This is a genomic window from Craterilacuibacter sp. (genome assembly GCF_051659485.1).
Taxonomy (GTDB): domain Bacteria; phylum Pseudomonadota; class Gammaproteobacteria; order Burkholderiales; family Chromobacteriaceae; genus Craterilacuibacter.
Genome location: NZ_JBOFOO010000042.1, coordinates 1 through 19,077, shown reverse-complemented (window position 1 = coordinate 19,077; position 19,077 = coordinate 1). Strand labels below are relative to the sequence as shown.

Annotated in this window: 11 protein-coding genes and 1 pseudogene; 7 read left to right on the top strand and 5 right to left on the bottom strand. The window is 60.5% G+C overall.

Annotated features, from left to right (window positions below; translation table 11 throughout):
- Together ACRC1E_RS01320 and ACRC1E_RS01315 are read left to right on the top strand one after the other, a co-directional pair.
- Positions 1-323, top strand: a pseudogene (locus ACRC1E_RS01320) (N(G),N(G)-dimethylarginine dimethylaminohydrolase); the annotation flags it as partial.
- Between the two features lie 78 nt (positions 324-401).
- Positions 402-1,823, top strand: a complete 1,422-nt coding sequence (locus ACRC1E_RS01315; protein ID WP_438513307.1) for a basic amino acid/polyamine antiporter — start codon at positions 402-404, stop codon at positions 1,821-1,823.
- 407 nt (positions 1,824-2,230) lie between these two features.
- On the opposite strand, the gene nrdG is transcribed toward ACRC1E_RS01315, so the two are convergent.
- From nrdG to ACRC1E_RS01295, 4 genes are all read right to left on the bottom strand, one after another.
- Positions 2,231-2,695, bottom strand: coding sequence for an anaerobic ribonucleoside-triphosphate reductase activating protein (gene nrdG, locus ACRC1E_RS01310; protein WP_438513306.1), 465 nt, complete (start codon positions 2,693-2,695; stop codon positions 2,231-2,233).
- Positions 2,696-2,702: 7 nt separating this feature from the next.
- Positions 2,703-4,829 carry an anaerobic ribonucleoside-triphosphate reductase gene (gene nrdD / locus ACRC1E_RS01305; protein WP_438513305.1) on the bottom strand — a complete coding sequence of 709 codons (2,127 nt, stop codon included), beginning with the start codon at positions 4,827-4,829 and terminating at the stop codon, positions 2,703-2,705.
- Between the two features lie 332 nt (positions 4,830-5,161).
- A complete protein-coding gene (gene ypfJ / locus ACRC1E_RS01300; protein WP_438513304.1) occupies positions 5,162-6,022 on the bottom strand; it encodes a KPN_02809 family neutral zinc metallopeptidase in 861 nt (286 codons plus the stop codon).
- 52 nt (positions 6,023-6,074) lie between these two features.
- Positions 6,075-6,641 (bottom strand): DNA-3-methyladenine glycosylase I, encoded by a 567-nt coding sequence (locus tag ACRC1E_RS01295; RefSeq protein WP_438513303.1) that lies wholly within the window; start codon positions 6,639-6,641, stop codon positions 6,075-6,077.
- 143 nt (positions 6,642-6,784) lie between these two features.
- Here ACRC1E_RS01295 and putA point away from each other — a divergent pair, with 143 nt between their 5' ends.
- The 4 genes from putA to ACRC1E_RS01275 all read left to right on the top strand — a co-directional run bounded on the left by putA (position 6,785) and on the right by ACRC1E_RS01275 (position 17,822).
- Complete coding sequence (putA, locus tag ACRC1E_RS01290) at positions 6,785-10,423, top strand: trifunctional transcriptional regulator/proline dehydrogenase/L-glutamate gamma-semialdehyde dehydrogenase (RefSeq protein WP_438513308.1); 3,639 nt, start codon at positions 6,785-6,787, stop codon at positions 10,421-10,423.
- A gap of 149 nt (positions 10,424-10,572) precedes the next feature.
- The gene (locus ACRC1E_RS01285) at positions 10,573-12,438 is read left to right on the top strand and encodes a putative bifunctional diguanylate cyclase/phosphodiesterase (protein ID WP_438513302.1); all 1,866 of its coding nucleotides are present in this window, start codon (positions 10,573-10,575) and stop codon (positions 12,436-12,438) included.
- 177 nt (positions 12,439-12,615) lie between these two features.
- Entirely contained in the window at positions 12,616-13,842 is a 1,227-nt protein-coding gene (locus ACRC1E_RS01280; RefSeq protein WP_438513301.1) for a branched-chain amino acid ABC transporter substrate-binding protein, read from the top strand.
- A gap of 257 nt (positions 13,843-14,099) precedes the next feature.
- Positions 14,100-17,822, top strand: a complete 3,723-nt coding sequence (locus ACRC1E_RS01275; RefSeq protein ID WP_438513300.1) for an EAL domain-containing protein — start codon at positions 14,100-14,102, stop codon at positions 17,820-17,822.
- Between the two features lie 33 nt (positions 17,823-17,855).
- On the opposite strand, the gene ACRC1E_RS01270 is transcribed toward ACRC1E_RS01275, so the two are convergent.
- Positions 17,856-18,122, bottom strand: a complete 267-nt coding sequence (locus ACRC1E_RS01270) for a GlsB/YeaQ/YmgE family stress response membrane protein (RefSeq protein ID WP_438513299.1) — start codon at positions 18,120-18,122, stop codon at positions 17,856-17,858.
- A 137-nt stretch (positions 18,123-18,259) separates the two neighbouring features.
- On the opposite strand from ACRC1E_RS01270, the gene ACRC1E_RS01265 reads away from it, so the two are divergent.
- The coding region (locus ACRC1E_RS01265) for an adenosine deaminase (RefSeq protein WP_438513298.1) at positions 18,260-19,077 on the top strand (818 nt) is incomplete at its 3' end.

Below are 19,077 nucleotides of genomic sequence, written 5' to 3'. Positions count from 1 at the left end.
ACGGCATGACCGGCTCTGTCGTCACCATGGACGAAGTGCTGCACCTGAAGACCGGGCTCGCCTATCTGGAAAACAACAACCTGATGTGCGCCGGCGAATTCCTGACCAAGCCCGAATTCCAGAAGTACAACATTATCGAACTGCCGGAAGACGAGATCTATGCGGCCAACTGTATCTGGGTCAACGGCAAGGTGATCATGCCTTCCGGCTACCCCAAGACCGCCGCCAAGATCGCCGCGCTCGGTTACGAGGTGATCGAGGTCGATACCTCGGAATACCGCAAGGTGGATGGCGGTGTCAGCTGCATGTCGCTGCGCTTCTGAGCCCTGAACAGGTACTGGCAGGCAGCCGCCGCGCACTCGCGTCGCGGCTGTTTTTTCCGTCTTCAAGAAAGAACCTCGATGTCTCAAACACAAGACAAGAAGCTGGGCGTGGTGGCGATGACCGCGCTGGTGGTGGGCGCCATTGTCGGCAGCGGTATCTTCAGCCTGCCGCAAAACATGGCCGAGGGTGCCGGCGCCGGCGCCATCCTGATTGCCTGGGCAATCACCTTTGTCGGCATGCTGGCGCTGACGCGCATTTTCCAGTGGCTATCGCTTAATCGCCCCGATATCGGCGACGGCGTCTACGGCTATGCGCGCTCGGGCTTCGGCGACTATATGGGCTTTAACGCCGCCTGGGGCTACTGGATCTCGGTATGGGTCGGCAATGTCGGCTATCTGGTGGTGATGTTCAGTGCACTGGGCTCGTTTCAGGCGCTGGGTTTCTTTGGCGAGGGCAGCACGCTGCCGGCGCTGGCCTGCGGCTTGGTGGTGCTGTGGACGCTGCATCTATTCGTGCTGCGCGGCGTGCAATCGGCAGCCCTCCTTAATATGGTGGTGACCATCGCCAAGATCGTGCCGCTTGCACTCTTTATCCTGTGCGTGGCGCTGGCATTCAAGGTTGATGTGTTTCAGATCGACTTCTGGGGCAGCGCCGAGCTTGGCAGTGTGGCCGATCAGGTGAAAAACACCATGCTGTACACGGTGTGGGTGTTCCTCGGCATCGAGTGCGCCACGGTGTATGCCAGCCGCGCCAAAAACATGGCGGTCGTCAGCCGCGCCACCATTCTGGGTTTTCTGATCACCATCCTGCTCTTGGTCTGTGTGTCGGTGCTGTCGCTGGGCATCGTGTCGCAAGCCGAGCTTGCGCAGATGAAGAACCCGTCGATGGCGGCGGTGCTGGCGCATGTGGTGGGGCCATGGGGCGGGATGCTGATCAATATCGGTCTGGTGCTGTCGGTAGGCGGCGCTTTGCTTGCCTGGACCATGATCTCCAGCGAAATGCTGTATCTGGCTGCGCGCGGCGACAATAATACGGCGCCCAAGACCTTCGGCAAGCTCAACAAGAACGGCACGCCGGCCAATGCCTTGTGGCTGACCAATGGCCTGATTTCGCTGGTGCTGGTGATCAACCACCTGAACGATGCCGGCTACAATGTCCTGATCCAGCTGGCTTCGTCGATGGCGCTGATTCCCTACCTGCTATGCGCCGGCTTTGGCCTGCGTCTGGCGCTTAAGGCCGAGGTCAAGTCGCTGACGCTGGTCGGGCTGACCGCACTGGGTACGGTGTACGGCATCTGGCTGATCTACGCCGGCGGCCTGAGCTTTTTGCTGCTGTCTATGATCCTGTATGCGCTGGGCCTGCCGTTTTACCTCAAGGCCAAGCATGAGCGTGGCGAGAAGTTCTTCTCCCATCCGCTGGAAGCGGTGCTGGGGCTGCTGGTGCTGGGCCTGGCCATTGTGGCGCTGTATATGGTGTCGCAGGGGACGCTGAGTCTGTAACGGTTGTTGTATTAAAAAGGCGATGTTCCAACTCGGTTTTGCAGGTCAGGCAAACAGCTGATGCGTCAGTAGCCCATCCCCGTCAGGCTCGCGCCGGTGAAAAAGGGGCTGGCGGGGTTTTAAGCTGGCCTTTGTTCGAGCGATTTGACGGTAGCAAATCGCGAGTTGGCCAGCGCCTCGACAGCCCCTTTTACACCGGGGTTTCGCGAGACTTCGGGGGCGCTTGGGATGCAAGGGGCTTGTCGCTACAAGTCCCTTGCCCGTTCGTATTCCCTCGCGCCGCTGCGCTTGCCGCGCTCGGTCAGCGGAAACGGCAAGCTCAAAAAGTCCGCGTAGCGGACACTACGCTGAAGTCCTGTGCCTTCAACGCGCAATTGGGATATAGCCATAAAAAACGCCACCGCCGGTTAAGGGCAGGTGGCGTTTTTTGCGTGGAGACGGAACAGGCGCTGGTTGTCCGAGCCGCGCCAGGGCTGGTTGCTGGGCTGGTCCTGCTCATATTTGCCGTCGATCAGCACGTCAAGATAGGCCAGCACCGGCAGATCACGGATCTCCTCGTAGCGGTAGCCGGTCCATAGCCAGATGTCCTTGTCCGGGTAGCGCGCCTTGAAGGCGCGGCACAGCGCGAGGATGGGCTCGCGGTTGTGCGGGTGCAGCGGGTCGCCGCCGCTGAGGCTGAGCCCGTCGTGGCGCTCGCACAAGTCCAGCAGCGCAGCCTGCACCTCGGGGGTGAAAGGCTGGCCGGACTTGCGGTCCCAGGTGGCACGGTTGTAGCAGCCTTCGCAGGCGTGCAGGCAGCCGCTGACAAACAGGGTGACGCGTATGCCTTCGCCGTTGACCAGATCACAGCCGTAAAAGCGGGCGTAATGCATGCCGGCCTTATTCCTGATGATGCTTGACCCGGCGCATCACTTCCTTTTGCTTGCCGGCATTGAACGGGCGTGCATTGGGGCTGCCCAGATAGCCGCAGACCCGGCGCGTCACCGATAGCGAGGCGCTGTCGGTATTGCCGCAGCTCGGGCAGCAGAAGCCGGTTTCGGTGGCGCGGGCTTCGCCCATGAAATGGCAGGCGCCGCAGGAGTCGACCGGGGTATTGGTGCCGAAATAGGGCACCTGGCTGAGGGCGTAGTCCCAGATTTTCTCCAGCGCCTTGAGGTTGTGCTGCATGTTCGGCAGCTCGACATAGCTGATATGGCCGCCGTTGGCATGCTGGGCGTAGCCGGCTTCGAAATCCAGCTTCTGGAACGGATCGGCCTTGCGGTAGACGTCCAGATGGAAGGAGTTGGTGTAGTAGCCCTTGTCGGTCATGCCGGCGATGTCGCCGAAACGCGCCTGATCCAGCTTGCAGAAGCGGTGGCACAGCGACTCGCTAGGGGTGGAGTAGAGCGAGAAGGCGTAGCCGCTTTCGGCGCTCCACACTTTGGTGGCGGCGCTCATGCGTGCGACGGTGTCGTGCAGGAACTGCCGGCAGGCTTCGCTTTCCAGCGGATGCTGGCCGAACAGCAGGCTGCCCACTTCGTGCAGGCCGATATAGCCCAGCGAAATCGAGGCGCGGCCATGCTCGAACAAGGTGGTGATGTCGTCGTCGGGCTTGAGGCGCACACCGAAGGCGCCTTCGGTATAGAGAATAGGCGCGACGCTGGCCTTGACGCCCTTGAGGCGGTCGATGCGCGTCATCAGCGCGCGCCGGCACAGCGTCAGGCGCTCGTCCAGCAGGGCGTTGAATAATGCGGTGTCCCCCTTGGCCAGCAAGGCGATGCGCGGCAGGTTGAGGCTGACTACGCCCAGGTTGTTGCGCCCATCCAGGACTTCCTGGCCGTTTTCGTCATGCCAGGCCGACAGGAAACTGCGGCAGCCCATCGGCGACACCGGTACGCTGGAACCGGTGATCTGGCGGTTGAGCGCGGCCGAGATAATGTCCGGATACATGCGCTTGGACGCGCATTCCAGTGCCAGCTGCTTGATGTCGTAGTTGGGGTCTTGCGGCGCGAGATTGATGCCGGCATCGATAAAGAACACCAGTTTGGGGAACACCGGCGTGATGCCGTCCTTGCCCAGACCCTTGATGCGGATGCGCAGGATGGATTGCTGGATGATGCGTTCTTCCCAGCTGACGCCCATGCCGAAAGAGAAGGTGACGAAGGGCTGCTGGCCGTTGGAGCTGAACAGGGTGTTGATTTCGTATTCGCACGCCTGCATGCCGTCGTAGGCTTCTTTTTCGGTGCGTTCGCGCGCATAACTTTCCGGGTCCGGGATGCGGTATTGCGCGGCCAGTTCCAGATTTTTCAGATAGGTCTTGGCCACATACGGTGCCAGCGTCTGGTCGATGTTCGGAATGGTGGTGCCGCCATATTGGTGGCTGGCCACCTGCGCGATAATCTGGGCGGTGACGGCACAGGCTACGCCTATGGATTTCGGGCTTTCGATCTTGGCATTGCCCAGACGGAAACCTTTGGCCAGCATGCCTTTGAGGTCGACCAGGCAGCAGTTGGTAAACGGCAGAAAAGGCGCGTAATCCAGATCGTGATAGTGCAGGTCGCCTTCGCGGTGCGCCTGCTGGATATCCTTGGGCAAAAAGGCGCTGGCAAACTGCTTGGAGACGATGCCGGCCATCAGGTCGCGCATCACCGGAAACACATTGGCGTCTTTATTGGCGTTTTCGGTGGTGACTTCCAGATCGGTCTTGTGCACCAGCCCCATCAGCTTGGCGTGCAGCTCCGAGCCCTGCGCGCGTATGGTGTCGCGGTCGTGGCGGTACTGGATATACACCCGCGCCACATCCGGCGCGTTGTGCATCAGCACATCCTCTACCCGCTGCTGGATGGCGGGGATGTCCAGCTCACCCTGGTGTGCACGGCATTGATCTTCTACCTGCCGGGACGTGTCCTGTGCCAGCTGTGCGGCGTGCGCATGATTAACGGCTTGCGCTGCGCGCAGGCAGGCATTGGCGATTTTTGCGCTGTCATAGGCCACGATAGCGCCATCGCGCTTGATCACTTGCAACATTCGGGTGTGCTTTCATTGTGTCAGCCAGCGGCAGGCCAAGGGCGCCACTGGCGAAAAAGAGGGGGTGCGGGCGCGCGGTGTCGATGCCGGGCCGGTCTGAATCGGGGCGTAATTTACGTCAATCCTTAGGGGTAGACAAGCCGTTTTTTACTACCAATAGTGTGTTATGTCTTTTGGGTGGCTAGATGTAGTGGTAATTCCCTGCCTGTATAGGGGTTTGCAGGGCAGGGCGGCACACCCGGCGTTTTGACGGATCGAATGTTAGGCGCGCAGCGGCGGCAGGATGCGGGCGGGTAGCCGCTGCCAGGGCGGTGCCGGATGCGGTGTACGTCTTACAGGCTGGTGGCGGCAAAGGCGTCGCACTGCTGCATTTGGCCGGCATCAAAGCCGCGACGGAACCAGCGCACGCGCTGCTCGCTGGTGCCGTGGGTAAAGCTGTCCGGCACCACCGCCTGACCTGCCGAGCGTTGCAGGGTGTCGTCGCCTATTCTGGAGGCCGCGTTCAGGCCTTCTTCCAGATCGCCAGCTTCCAGTAGTGCGCGTGCGCGGTCGGCATGGTGGGCCCAGACCCCGGCCAGACAGTCGGCCTGCAACTCCTGGCGCACCGACAGTGCATTGCCCTCGGCCTCGCCCATCTTGCTGCGCAGCTGGCGTACCTTGTCCGAAATGCCCAGCTGGCTTTGCACATGGTGGCCGATTTCGTGCGCGATCACATAGGCCTGGGCAAAATCACCCGGCGCGCCCAGTTGGGACTGCAAGGTGCGGTAAAAGTCGAGATCGATATATACCTTGCTGTCCAGCGGGCAGTAGAACGGCCCCATCGCTGCCGAGCCCTGACCGCAGGCGGTGGGGGTGCTGCCGGAGAACAGTACCAGCTTCGGCGCCTGATAGGTCTTGCCCTGCTGGCGGAACAGCGCGCCCCAGACATCCTCGGTGTCGGCCAGTACCACCGAGACAAAACGGCCCATCTCGTCATCGGGGGCCACCTTGTGCGTTGGCACCTGCTGCACCTGCTGCGGGCCATTGCCGACCATGCCCAGAATCTGCATCGGGTTGATATCGAATAGCCACCACGCCAAGAGCGCGATGGCGATGGTGCCCAGCCCTATCTTGCCGCCGCCAAGGCGCGGCGCCGCGCCCATGCCGCGGCGGTCTTCGATATTGTCGCTTTCCCGCTTGCCTTTCCAGTGCATGCTGTTCTCCTTTGTCTGCCGGCGGCCGTGCCTGCATCAGTGTGGCCTATGGCTACACTTTTTGCTGGGTAGCGGGGCAGGAGCGCAGATGGTCGTTGACGACACCGGTCGCCTGCAGGAAGGCGTAGATGATGGTGCTGCCGACAAAATTCATGCCGGCCTGTTTCAGTTCGCGGCTGATGGTGTCCGATAGCGCGCTGCTGGCCGGTACGTCGGCCATGCCCACCGGCTGGTTGACGACGGGCTGGCCATCTACATGTGCCCACAGCCAGGCTGCAAAGCTGCCGTGCGCCTGCTGCATGGCGATAAACACGCGCGCATTGCGCCGTGCGCTGTTGATTTTTAGCCGGTTGCGCACGATGGCCGCGTCTTCTTGCAGTGCTGCCAGCTCGGCATCGCTCATGGCCGCCACCCGCACCGGGTCGAAACCGTGAAAGAGGCGGCGGTAGCCTTCGCGTTTTCTGAGTATGGTGATCCACGACAAGCCGGCCTGCGCGCCTTCCAGCAACAGCATCTCGAACAGGTGGCGGTCATCGTGGCTGGGGACGCCCCATTCGGTGTCGTGATAGGCGATATATAAAGGATCGTCCCCGCACCACGGGCAGCGTTGTGTGTGCATTGTTTTTTTCTGCTAGATGTTTTGCATATTGTAGTACCGGTTGTTGTTGTCTGTAGGCGACATCGGCGTGTGTAAATTGCTAAAAGAATGACAAAGGCGCGCAAAATATTGCCGATTGGATACAATCGGCAATATCGACTCCAATCGCCTCGCATACTCAAGGACGCACCATGCAATTTTTGCCGTTTGCCCATAGCCAGACCCCTTTACGCGATGCCATTACTTCCGTTTATCGCCGCGACGAACGCGAGTGCGTACAAAGCCTGTTGCCGCAAGCGGCCATGTCTGCCGATATGGTCGAATCGGTGCAGGATTTGGCCAGCCGTTTGGTGGGCGAGGTGAGGCGCGAACGCAGCAAGGCAAGCGGCGTCGATGCGCTGATGCATGAATTTACGCTGGACTCGGAAGAGGGCGTGGCGCTGATGTGTCTGGCCGAGGCGCTATTGCGCATTCCGGACAAGGCCACCGCCGACCGCCTGATCCGCGACAAGATCTCCGGTGGCGACTGGAAGAGCCATCTGGGCAATAGCGCATCGCTGTTCGTCAATGCCGCCGCCTGGGGGCTGGTGGTGACCGGCAAGCTGGTGTCCTCGCACAGCGAGCAGGGCCTGGGTTCGGCACTGACGCGCATGATCGCCAAGGGTGGCGAGCCCTTGATCCGCAAGGGCGTGGATATGGCGATGCGCATGCTGGGCAAGCAGTTTGTGACCGGCGAGACCATAGGCGAGGCGCTGGAAAACGGCAAGGCACGCGAGGCGCGCGGCTACCGCTTCTCCTACGACATGCTGGGCGAGGCGGCGCTGACCGAGGCCGATGCCCAGCGCTATCTGGCCGACTACGTCACCGCCATCCACGCCATCGGCCAGGCCTCGGCCGGGCGCGGTGTGTATCAGGGGCCGGGGATTTCGGTCAAGCTCTCGGCCATCCACCCGCGCTATAGCCGCATGCAGCATGCGCGCATGATGGACGAGTTGCTGCCACGGCTGAAGGGGCTATTTTTGCTGGCCAAACAATACGATATCGGCCTCAATATCGATGCCGAAGAAGCCGACCGGCTGGAGATCTCGCTGGATCTGATCGAGGCGCTGGCGAATGATGCGGACCTCACCGGCTTTAACGGTATCGGCATCGTGGTGCAGGCCTACCAGAAGCGCTGCCCGTATGTGATCGACTATCTGGTTGATCTGGCGCGGCGCACACGGCACCGCTTTATGGTGCGTCTGGTCAAGGGCGCGTACTGGGATGCCGAAATCAAGCGCGCCCAGGTCGACGGCCTGTCCGGCTTTCCGGTCTATACGCGCAAGGTCTACACCGATGTGTCCTATCTTGCCTGCGCCAAGAAACTGTTGGCGGCGCAGGATGCGATCTACCCGCAGTTCGCCTCGCACAATGCCTACACCCTGTCGGCCGTCTATCATCTGGCCGCCGGCAAAGACTACGAATTCCAGTGCCTGCACGGCATGGGCGAGACGCTGTACGACCAGGTGGTCGGCAAAGACCATCTGGACAAGCCGTGCCGCATTTATGCGCCGGTCGGCTCGCACGAGACGCTGCTGGCGTATCTGGTGCGCCGCCTGCTGGAGAACGGCGCCAACTCGTCGTTTGTGAACCGCATCGTCGACGAGAATGTCTCTATCGCCGAACTGGTGGCAGACCCGGTGGTGCAGGCGGCAGCACTGGGCGGGGCGCCGCATGGCAAGATCGCGCCGCCTGCGGCCTTGTTTGCGCCGGCGCGGCCCAATTCGCGCGGGCTGGATCTGGCCAACGAGCAGTTGCTGGCCAGTTTGCAGATCGCGCTCGCGAGTGCCGAAGTGCAAAACTGGCAGGCGTGCCCGATGCTGGCCGACGGCGATATGTGCGATGGCGAGGCGCTGCCGGTGTGTAACCCGGCTTTACGCAGCGATGTGGTCGGCAGTGTGATCGAAGCCAGTGTCGCCGATGTCGGTCGCGCGCTGGCGTTTGCCAGCGCCGCCGCGCCGGAGTGGGCCGCGACGGCGCCGGCTACGCGTGCGGCGTGCTTGATGCGCATGGCGGACTTGATGGAAGAAAACATGGCGGCCTTGATGGCGCTGGCGGTGCGCGAGGCGGGCAAGACGCTGGCCAATGCCATTGCCGAAGTGCGCGAGGCGGTGGACTTCTGCCGCTATTACGCCAGTGAAGTGGCGGCGAATTTCGACAACGCAGCCAATCCGGCATTGGGGCCGGTGGTGTGCATCAGCCCGTGGAACTTCCCGCTAGCGATCTTTACCGGTGAAGTGGCGGCAGCGCTGGCAGCCGGCAATACCGTGCTGGCCAAGCCGGCCGAGCAGACGCCGCTGATTGCCGCATTTGCCGTGCGCCTGCTGCATGAAGCCGGCGTACCGCGCGATGTGTTGCAGTTCCTGCCCGGGCGCGGTGAAGTGGTGGGCGCCGCGCTGACGGCGGATGCGCGGGTCGAAGGCGTGATCTTTACCGGTTCGACCGAGGTGGCGCAGCTGATCAACCGCACGCTGGCCAAGCGGCAGAACGAGGTGGCGCTGATTGCCGAAACCGGCGGCCAGAACGCGATGATAGTCGACAGCTCGGCGCTGCCCGAGCAGGTGGTGAGCGATGTTTTGAGCTCGGCATTCGATTCGGCCGGCCAGCGCTGCTCGGCGCTTAGGGTGCTCTATTTGCAGCATGATATCGCCGACAAGGTGATCACCATGCTCAAGGGCGCGATGGACGAGCTTTGTATCGGCAACCCGGCGCGTTTCAATACCGATATCGGCCCGGTGATCGACGAGGAGGCGCGCGCAGGCCTGCTCTCGCATATCGAGCATATGCGTTCGGTGGCGCTTGATGTGTACCAGCTGGCGCTGCCGCCGGAATGCGCGCACGGCAGCTTTGTTGCGCCGGTATTGCTGGAAATTTCCGATTTGTCCGAACTGACGCGCGAGGTATTCGGCCCGGTGCTGCATGTGCTGCGCTACGACGCGGCGGATCTGGACGCGGTCATTGCCCAGATCAACGCCACCGGCTACGGGCTGACCCATGGCGTGCATACCCGTATCGACGAAACCATGACGCGTATCGCCGGGGGGGTGAAAGCCGGCAATATCTATATCAACCGCAATATCGTCGGCGCCGTGGTCGGCGTGCAGCCTTTCGGTGGCGAGGGCAAGTCCGGCACCGGCCCCAAGGCCGGCGGCCCGCTGTATCTGTACCGGCTGACACGCGGCAACTGGACGCCGGCGCTGCCGGCAGGTGAGCGCATCGCCCCGTTGCCGGCACTGGATGCGCTGGAACGCCTGCTGCCCGAGATCGCACCGGCCGAAGCATTACTGGCGCTGCGCTCGCGTCTGGCCTGGGCACGGGCGCATAGCCCCTTGGGGCTGGAGTGCCAGCTACCGGGGCCGACCGGCGAGAAAAACACCCTGTCGTTTGCGCCGCGCGGGACGGTCGCGTGTCTGGGCGGCGACAGCGAGGCGCTGCTGGGCATGCTGGTGATGGCGTTCGCCAGCGCTAACCGTGTGCTGCTGCCGACCGGGGACGACGCGGCCCGTCTGGCGGCAGCGCTGCCACAATGGGTGACCCTGTCCGATGCGCCGCTGGCGCAAGACATCGATGCCGTGTTGCATGCGGGCGATAGTCAGGCGCAGGGCGAGGCGAGGTGGCTGCTGGCGGCATGTGACGGTGCGCTCATCCCGCTGATTAATTTTAGAGAGGGTGTTTCGCTCTACCGTCTGGTGGTCGAGCGGGCGCTATCGGTCAACACCACGGCAGCCGGCGGTAACGCCAGCCTGATGAGTTTGACCGAGTAAATCCGTTTTTGTGATTGGATTGCCGCGCGTAAGGCTGGATAGCGTTGTGCGCGGTTTTTTATTGGAATGGCACAATAGTTTGATAAAAGCCTTCACGGCGATAGGGATTTTGTCCTAGCATATAGGTATATGGCATATATGGACTCCCGATGATCAAGCTTAGCCGCGTATTTTTTCTGTCCGAAAGGAAATGGTTCCGTCAGATTGTATCGATGCTGAGTGCCGGGCTGGTGTGCCTTTTCCTGTGGTGGGTTTCCGGCTATCCGGCCACGGCACCATTCTGGCTGTGCATGGCCTTGTCCCTTGTGCTTGTTTGCAGTCTGGCAGACAGAAAGCTAGGGCTTGCGCAGGGGGAAAATGAGCGCCTGCTGGCGTCTGCATTATTCGATGCCGACAGTATTTGCACCATCATGACGGACAGTCATGGCCATGTGTTACGGGTAAATCGCAGCTTTTGCGCCGTCATGGGGTATGAGGCTGCCGAGGTGCTGGGCAAGACGCCGGCACAATGGGCATCCGGCATGCAGCCTCCCATGTTCTATCGCGATATGTGGCGCAGCCTGCACAGCAGCGGACGCTGGGAGGGGCGCTTGTGGAATCGCCGCAAGAGCGGCGAAGGGGTGCCGGTACATGAGGTGATCCGTGCGATCCTGGACAGCAAAGGGAAGGTGAAGTACTACCTTGCCCAGTTTCGCGACCTGAGTGCCGAGCAGGAGAGCGACCGTCAGTTGCAGGCTTTGCGTCATTATGATGCCCTGACCGGGCTGCCCAATATGAGCATGCTGGAGCAGTGCTATGCCAGGCAAGCGCATCCGCGGGCGCTGTTCTCGCTGAAAATCGTCAATCTGTTGCGCATGGCGGACAGTATGGGTTTTCGCCGTACCGATATGCTGCTTCGCCAGGCTGGAGCGAGGTTGCAGATGTTCGAGCAGGATGGCGTGCGCCTGTTCCAGTTCTCGCGCACGAACTTTGCCATCCTGTGCGACAACAGCGCACAGGCACAGGCCGATCGTTTACCCGCACAGTTGCTGGCGGCCTTCGCCTCTGCATTCAGTGTGGAGGGAGACAGCGTGATGCTGGATCTGCGGGTTGGCATTGCGCTGAGCGCGGAGGGGGGCTGCCCGCTTGAGCAACTGTTGCAGCAGTCCGGTACCGCCCGGCAGTCGGTTTCCGGCGCCGATGTGGCCGTGCGCTGGGCGTATTTTGAACCGGAAATGGCGGTTTTGGCGCGTCGTCGTTTCGAGCTTGAAACCAAGCTGCGGCATGCCATCGGCCAGGAAGGGCTGTATCTGCATTTTCAGCCCCAGTTTCGGGCGAATGATCTTGCTATCGAAGGCGTGGAAGCCTTGTTGCGCTGGCGCTGCGACGGGCAGGTGATTTCACCGGCGGAGTTTATTCCGGTTGCCGAGGAAAGCGGGCTGATGATTGCGCTTGGCTATTGGGTGCTGGAAGAAGCGTGTCTGCAGTTATTGCCGGCTCGTGGTGTAAACGGGCAGGCATTACGGCTGGCAGTCAATGTCTCGGCGGTGCAGTTGCGTGATCCGGAATTTGCCGACCGGGTACTGGATATTCTCGAGCGGACGGGTTTTGCTGCGGAACATCTGGAACTGGAAATGACGGAAAGTGCGCTGATCGAAGACCCGCGGCAGGTCTGTGTCGTGTTGGAAATCCTGCGCCAGCATGGCATCACGCTGGCGATCGATGATTTTGGCACTGGCCACTCCAGTCTGGCGCAACTGCGCAGTCTGCCGCTGGACAGGCTGAAGATAGACCGCTCCTTTGTCTGCGATCTGCCGGAAAACAAGGATGCCGCCGCTATTGTCAGCACCGTGCTGGCAATGGCGCGCACGCTGGGGATGGACTGTGTTGCCGAAGGGGTGGAAACCGAAGGCCAGTTGCAGTGGCTGGCACAACAGGGTTGTGGCGTTGTGCAGGGCTTTTTGCTCGGTCGTCCGGCGCCGATTGCCAGCTTCATGCATGAGCAGGAGAAGCCCGCCGCCGAATTGGTAAAGTAGCGCGTGCCGCTGTGATTTTCCGGATTGGCGGCGTCATTTTTTTCGGATGAAAAAAGCAGGCGTGACCCTCTTGTATTTTGTCTGCAAGCGGCGCAATATGCCGGCGGCGTTACCAGCGCCATGCTTCATAAAGTCTGCATAACAGGCGCTTGCGCACAACAATTCAAGAGGAACACCATGCATTTCACCCGACGCTCGACTCTGACCCTGGCCGTTGCGGCCGCTTTGGCCATGACCGCTTGCGGTAAGAAGGACGACACCGCCGCGCCTGCCGGCGAAGCGTCTGCTGCTGCCGCTAGCAGCGGCAATGTGGTGAAAATTGGTTTTGCCGCGCCCTTGACCGGCCCGCAAGCGCACTATGGCGAAGAATACAAAAATGGTGTGACGCTGGCGATTGAAGACGCGAACGCCGAAAAGCCGCAGATCGGTGGTCAGGCGGTGACCTTCGAGCTGGTGGCTGAAGATGACCAGGCCGATCCGAAAACCGCCACCCAGATGGCGCAGAAGTTTGTTGACGACAAAGTAAACGGCATCGTCGGCCACTTCAATTCCGGTACGTCGATTCCTGCGTCCAAGATCTATGCCGATGCCGGCATCCCGATGGTGGCGATGGCAACCGCGCCGGCATTCACCCAGCAAGGGTATAACAATACTTTCCGTTCGATGACGTCCGACACCCAGCAAGGCTCGGTGATGGGCAAGTTTGTTGTCGATAAGCTGGGCGCCAAGAATATCGTGATTGTCGACGACCGCACTGCCTACGGTCAGGGCCTGGCCGACGAGTTCGAAAAATCGGTCAAGGCTGCCGGCGGCAAGGTACTCAAGCGCGAGTTTACCAATGACAAGGCTACCGATTTTGCCGCCATTCTGACCAGCATCAAGGGCCAGAATCCGGATGTGGTGTTCTTCGGTGGCGCCGATGCGCAGTCTGCACCGATGGCCAAGCAGATGAAGCGTCTGGGCCTGAAAGCACCGCTGGTGTCGGGTGAAATGACCAAGACGCCTAACTTCGTCAAGCTGGCCGGCAAGGACGCCGAAGGCACGATTGCGTCGCTGGCCGGTCTGCCGCTGGCGCAAATGCCTAAGGGCAAGGACTATGAAACCCGCTACAAGGCGCGTTTCCAGTCGGATGTGGCAACTTACTCACCCTATGGCTACGATGCGGCGCGCGCCATGATCGCGGCGATGAAGCAGGCTGATTCGACCGAGCCTGCCAAGTATCTGCCGGTGCTGGCCAAGAATGCCTACACCGACGGCGTGACCACCAGTAACTGGGCCTACGACGACAAGGGCGACCTGAAAGACGGCGGCATCACCGTGTATCAGGTGAAAAATGGCGACTGGACGGTGCTGGAAACCGTCGGTGGCGGCAGCAAGGCTGCAGAGGCATCCGCAGCACAATAAGCATCCAGCGCGATGCTCAACAAGCCCCCGACTGCGGCCGGGGGCTTTTTTGCGATTGCTGCCAAGGCGCAAGCGGGAAAAGTGGGCAGATCAGGCATCGGTTTGTGTGTGTGGCGGGTGTCATGGCTAATAAAACGTTTGTTATAAATGTCATATTCGATAATAATTTATTTATTTTGCGTACTGCCTGAATCACTATTTGTTCGCTGTGGTTTATGGCTTGGTTTTTAAACGTGTGCTAGCGGTGAAATGTAGGTATGAATATTGATCGTACGCCGTGGCGCTCTCTCAAGACGCGGGTCACCTTGTCGGTGTTGCTGGTTTTGGTGCTGGGCTCTTTTTTGCTGATGTTCTACGCCAGCCGTATGCTGCATGAGGATATGCAGCGTCTGCTGGGTGAGCAGCAGCTGGCGACTGTCAGCTTTATGGCCACCGAGGTGGATCTGGAACTGGATGGCCGCATGCGGGCGCTCGATACGGTTGCGACCAGCATTTCGCCTGCCATGCTGGCAGACCCCGCAGTCATGCGTGCAGTGCTGGAGCGCCATCCACTACTGGTGAAGCAGTTTAATGGTGGCGTGCTGGCTTACCGCACCGATGGTATCGCCATTGTCGATGTCCCGCCGGTTGCCGGACGTGCCGGTAGTAATCACCTGCATATCGATACGGTTGCCACCGCCCTCAAAGAAGGGCGTGCCAGCATCAGCCGGCCGCTGATGGGCAAGGCTTTGCGCGCGCCGGTATTCGGCCTCTCGGTGCCTATCCGTGATGAAGAAGGGATGGTCGTCGGGGCCTTATCCGGCGTGATCAATCTCGGGAAACCCAATTTTTTCGATAAGTTGCAGGGCAGTCATCGTGGCAAGGTGGGGAATTACGCGGTGGTTGATCGCCACAACGGCTTGGTCGTGAACGCTTCCGATAAGGGCCGCATCCTGCAGTTACTGCCGGGATCGGACATCAATGATCTGATCGACGGTATCGCGAAGGGAAAAAAAGGCATGGGCGTATATAAAAACGCCCAAGGCACCGAGATGCTGGCTTCTGTCCGGCACCTTCCTTTTTCGGGCTGGTATATGGTGGCCTTTTTGCCGCTAGAAGACGCGTTTTCGCCGGTTCGTGCCATGCAGACACGCATCTTGTGGATGGCGGGGGCGCTGCTGTTGCTGGCGGGCAGCTTGATCTGGTGGATATTGCAGCGCCAGCTTTCGCCTTTGCAAGCTGCGGCACGAACCCTGACCGCACTGGCCGGGCAGCCGCAAACCGCACCCATGCTGACGGTACGCCGCAATGATGAAATTGGCGAGCTGATTACCAGTTTTAACCGCTTGCTAGCGGTGCTGGCCCTGCGCGGGCAGGCGCTCAAGGACAGCGAGTACCGCATGTCCGAGATCCTGGCCAATGTCGATGCCTGTATCTATCTCAAGGATATGCAGGGACGATATCTATTTGCCAACCGGTCGTTGCTGGAACTGTTTGCTGTGCCGCTGGAGCAACTGGTCGGCCAGGAGGACGCGCATTTTTTTGCGCCGGATGCCGCCGCACAATGTTACCGGAGTGATCGCCTGGTGCTGGATCAAGGGCAGGTCGTAAAAACCGAAGAGACAAACCTCACCTTGCAGGGGCGTTCTGCCTCCTATCTGTCGATCAAATTGCCGCTACGCAATGCGGCCGGTGAAATTTATGCCTTGTGCGGTATCTCTACCGACATTACCGAGCGCAAACAGGCCGAACGCTATGAGCAATTCCGCAGCAGTACGCTGGAGCAACTGGTCAAGGGCATTTCCTTAGCGCAATCGCTGGAGTCGATAGTGCGCGGGGTAGAACAGGTTCACCCTGACATGCTGTGCAGTATTTTGCTGCTGGATGCGGAAGGCCGCCATCTTGGCCAGGGTATTGCCCCCAGCTTGCCGGATTTTTACATGGCGGCTATTGATGGGGTCGAAATCGGGGTCGGCGTGGGGTCGTGCGGCACGGCGGCCGCGACCGGCCAGCGGGTGGTTGTCGAAGAGATCAAGACCCATCCCTATTGGGCGCCTTATGCGGCGCTGGCGGCGCGTGCCGGGCTTGCCGCCTGCTGGTCGCAGCCGATTCTGTCGGCGGGTGGCAAGGTGCTGGGAACCTTTGCCGTCTATGCGCGCATTGCACATGTGCCAACAGGTGTTGATCTTGCCATCATCGAACAGTCGGCGCAGCTGGCCAGTATTGCGATAGAGCGCAAGCAGGCAGAAGAAAAGCTGCAACTGGCGGCCAGCGTCTTTACGCATGCGGGCGAAGGGATTGCCATCACCATGGCAGACGGCAGCATTATCGATATCAACGATGCCTTTTCGAATATTACCGGCTATTCCCGTGCCGATGCGCTGGGGCAGGACCTGCGCCTGCTCAAATCGGGCCGGCATCCGGCTACGTTTTATACCGATATGTGGCAGCAGTTAACCGGGCCGGGCGAGTGGTCGGGGGAAATCTGGAACCGGCACAAAAATGGCAAAGTGTATGCCGAAATGTTGAAGATCAGCGCCGTGCGCGATACGACCGGGCAGATCATCAATTATGTTGCCCTGTTCTCCGATATTTCCGCACTGAAGGCCTATCAAAGCCAGCTTGAACATATGGCGCATTACGATGCGCTAACCCGCTTGCCCAACCGCATCCTGCTGGCAGAGCGCTTGCGCCAAGGCATGCCCGAGGCGCTGCGCCACGGCAAGGTACTGGCCGTGGCCTATCTTGATCTTGATGGATTCAAGGCGGTCAACGACGGTTACGGCCACGAAGTGGGTGACCAGTTGCTGGTCGCTTTGGCTTCCGGCATGCAGCAGGCTTTGCGCGAGGGAGATATCTTGGCCCGGCTGGGTGGAGACGAATTTGTGATGGTATTGCATAACTTGCCGGATATCGACGCCTGTAAATCCGTTCTGGTGCGCGTGCTGGCTGCGGCCGCCAGAACGGTCGCCGTGGATGGACATGTGCTGCAGGTGTCGGCCAGTCTGGGGGTGACTTTTTATCCGCAGCAGGAGGACGTCGATGCCGACCAGTTGCTGCGTCAGGCCGATCAGGCCATGTATCAGGCCAAGCTGGGCGGGCGCAACCGTTTTCATTTGTTCGATACCGAGCAGGATCGCAGTATTCGCGATCACCACGAGAGCCTGGAGCGTATCCAGCAAGCCCTGAATGCGGACGAATTTGTTCTTTACTATCAGCCCAAGGTCAATATGCGTACCGGCGCTGTCATCGGTGCCGAGGCGCTGATCCGCTGGCAGCATCCGGCGCTTGGCCTGCTGCCGCCTGCCGCTTTCTTGCCCGCCATCGAGAACCATTCCCTGTCTGTTGCCGTCGGCGAGTGGGTGATAGAGCGGGCCTTGTGTGAGATGCTGGCCTGGCGCAAGAGCGGGCTGGCGATTCCGGTCAGTGTCAATGTGGGTGCCCGTCAGTTGCAGCAGCCCGACTTTGCCCAGCGTCTGGCGCAAACACTGGCTCGTCATCCCGAGGTGAAGGCGAACGATCTGGAGTTGGAGCTGCTGGAAACCAGTGCCATGGAGGACCTGTCCCATGTGTCACGGCTGATCGAAGACTGCCGCCAGTTGGGCGTCTCGTTTGCGATGGATGATTTTGGTACCGGCTATTCGTCGCTGACTTATTTGAAGCGCTTGCCGGTGTCTTTGCTCAAGATCGACCAGAGCTTTGTGCGCGGCATGCTGGAGGATGGCGACGACCTGGCTATTTTGCAGGGCATTATCGGTCTGGCACGGGCATTTGGGCGCGAGGTGATTGCCGAGGGTGTCGAGACGGTCGCGCATGGCGAGATGCTGCTGGCGATGGGGTGCGAACAGGGGCAAGGTTACGGCATCGCCCGCCCGATGCCGGGCGATGCCCTGCCGGCATGGGCTAGCCATTGGCCATCCTCGGCCAAGTGGGGAAAGTCAAGTGATGGCAGTCTGGCGGTCATGCCACCGGTGTCAGCTGTACCGGTGTTGCAGGCTTAAGCGGCAGCACTAGATAGGGCTGCCGGCGGGCACTTATTTGAAGATGCCTAATTTTTTCAGCAGAAACAGCAGAATGACGGCACCGAGAATGCCGAAGCCCAGCCCGGTCAGCGAGAAAGCGCCGGCATTGCCTGCCGCGCCGATGCCCAGCACGCTACCGAACACCCAGCGTCCTAGCGCCGAGCCGATGATGCCGACCACAATATTGGCGATAATGCCCTGCTGGGCATCGGTACCCATGACCTTGCTGGCCAGCCAGCCTATGATGCCGCCGACGATGAGGGTGATGATCCATCCCATGACAGTCTCCCTTGTTATGCAGTAGGGGTTGATGATGCACTGTGCCAGCATAGCCAGACTTTTTCCGTTTGCCAGTGGCGCCACAAATAAAGGCTTTGCGGTATGATCGGCGCTCGCCAAACCACCGCTGTCCTGTCATGTCTAAGCATCCCCTTGATGAATTGATCACCCGCCTGCCCAAAGCCGAACTGCACCTGCATATAGAAGGCACGCTGGAACCCGAACTGATGTTTGCGCTGGCGCAAAAAAACGGCATTGCCCTGCCTTATGCCAGTGTCGAAGCCATACGCGAAGCTTACGACTTCAATAATCTGCAGTCCTTTCTTGACCTGTATTACGCCGGTGCCAGCGTGTTGTTGACCGAGGATGATTTCTTCGATCTGGCCTGGGCCTATCTGGTCCGCGCCCATGCCGACCATATTGTGCACACCGAGATTTTCTTCGATCCGCAAACCCATACCCTGCGTGGCGTGCCCTACGCCGTCGTGCATCGCGGCCTGCGCCGGGCGCTGGACAAGGCGGATGCCGAATGGGGCATGAGTTCGCGCCTGATCCTGTCGTTTTTGCGCCACCTGTCCGAAGACGACGGCTTTGCCGTGCTGGAACAGGCACTGCCTTTTATCGACGATATCGACGGTTTCGGGCTGGACTCGAGCGAGGTCGGCCATCCGCCGCAAAAATTCGCGCGCCTGTTTGCGCGTTGCCATACGCTTGGCAAACCGCTGGTTGCGCACGCCGGCGAAGAAGGCCCGCCGGATTATGTGTGGCAGGCGCTGGCGTTGGGGATCTGCCGCGTCGACCACGGCGTGCGTGCGCTGGAGGACGATGCGCTGGTCGCACGCCTCGCCCATAGCCGCATGCCGCTGACGGTGTGCCCGCTGTCCAATCTCAAGCTCAAGGTGGTTGATGATCTGGCTGCCCATCCGCTGAAGAAGATGCTGGACGCCGGCCTGTG

Coding starts and splice junctions, on each gene's coding strand:
- ypfJ (WP_438513304.1), bottom strand. CDS start 6,022: ATGCACTGGAAAGGCAAGCGGGAAAGCGACAATATCGAAGACCGCCGC.
- ACRC1E_RS01270 (WP_438513299.1), bottom strand. CDS start 18,122: ATGGGATGGATCATCACCCTCATCGTCGGCGGCATCATAGGCTGGCTG.
- ACRC1E_RS01280 (WP_438513301.1), top strand. CDS start 12,616: ATGCATTTCACCCGACGCTCGACTCTGACCCTGGCCGTTGCGGCCGCT.
- ACRC1E_RS01295 (WP_438513303.1), bottom strand. CDS start 6,641: ATGCACACACAACGCTGCCCGTGGTGCGGGGACGATCCTTTATATATC.
- ACRC1E_RS01285 (WP_438513302.1), top strand. CDS start 10,573: ATGATCAAGCTTAGCCGCGTATTTTTTCTGTCCGAAAGGAAATGGTTC.
- ACRC1E_RS01315 (WP_438513307.1), top strand. CDS start 402: ATGTCTCAAACACAAGACAAGAAGCTGGGCGTGGTGGCGATGACCGCG.
- nrdG (WP_438513306.1), bottom strand. CDS start 2,695: ATGCATTACGCCCGCTTTTACGGCTGTGATCTGGTCAACGGCGAAGGC.
- ACRC1E_RS01275 (WP_438513300.1), top strand. CDS start 14,100: ATGAATATTGATCGTACGCCGTGGCGCTCTCTCAAGACGCGGGTCACC.
- nrdD (WP_438513305.1), bottom strand. CDS start 4,829: ATGTTGCAAGTGATCAAGCGCGATGGCGCTATCGTGGCCTATGACAGC.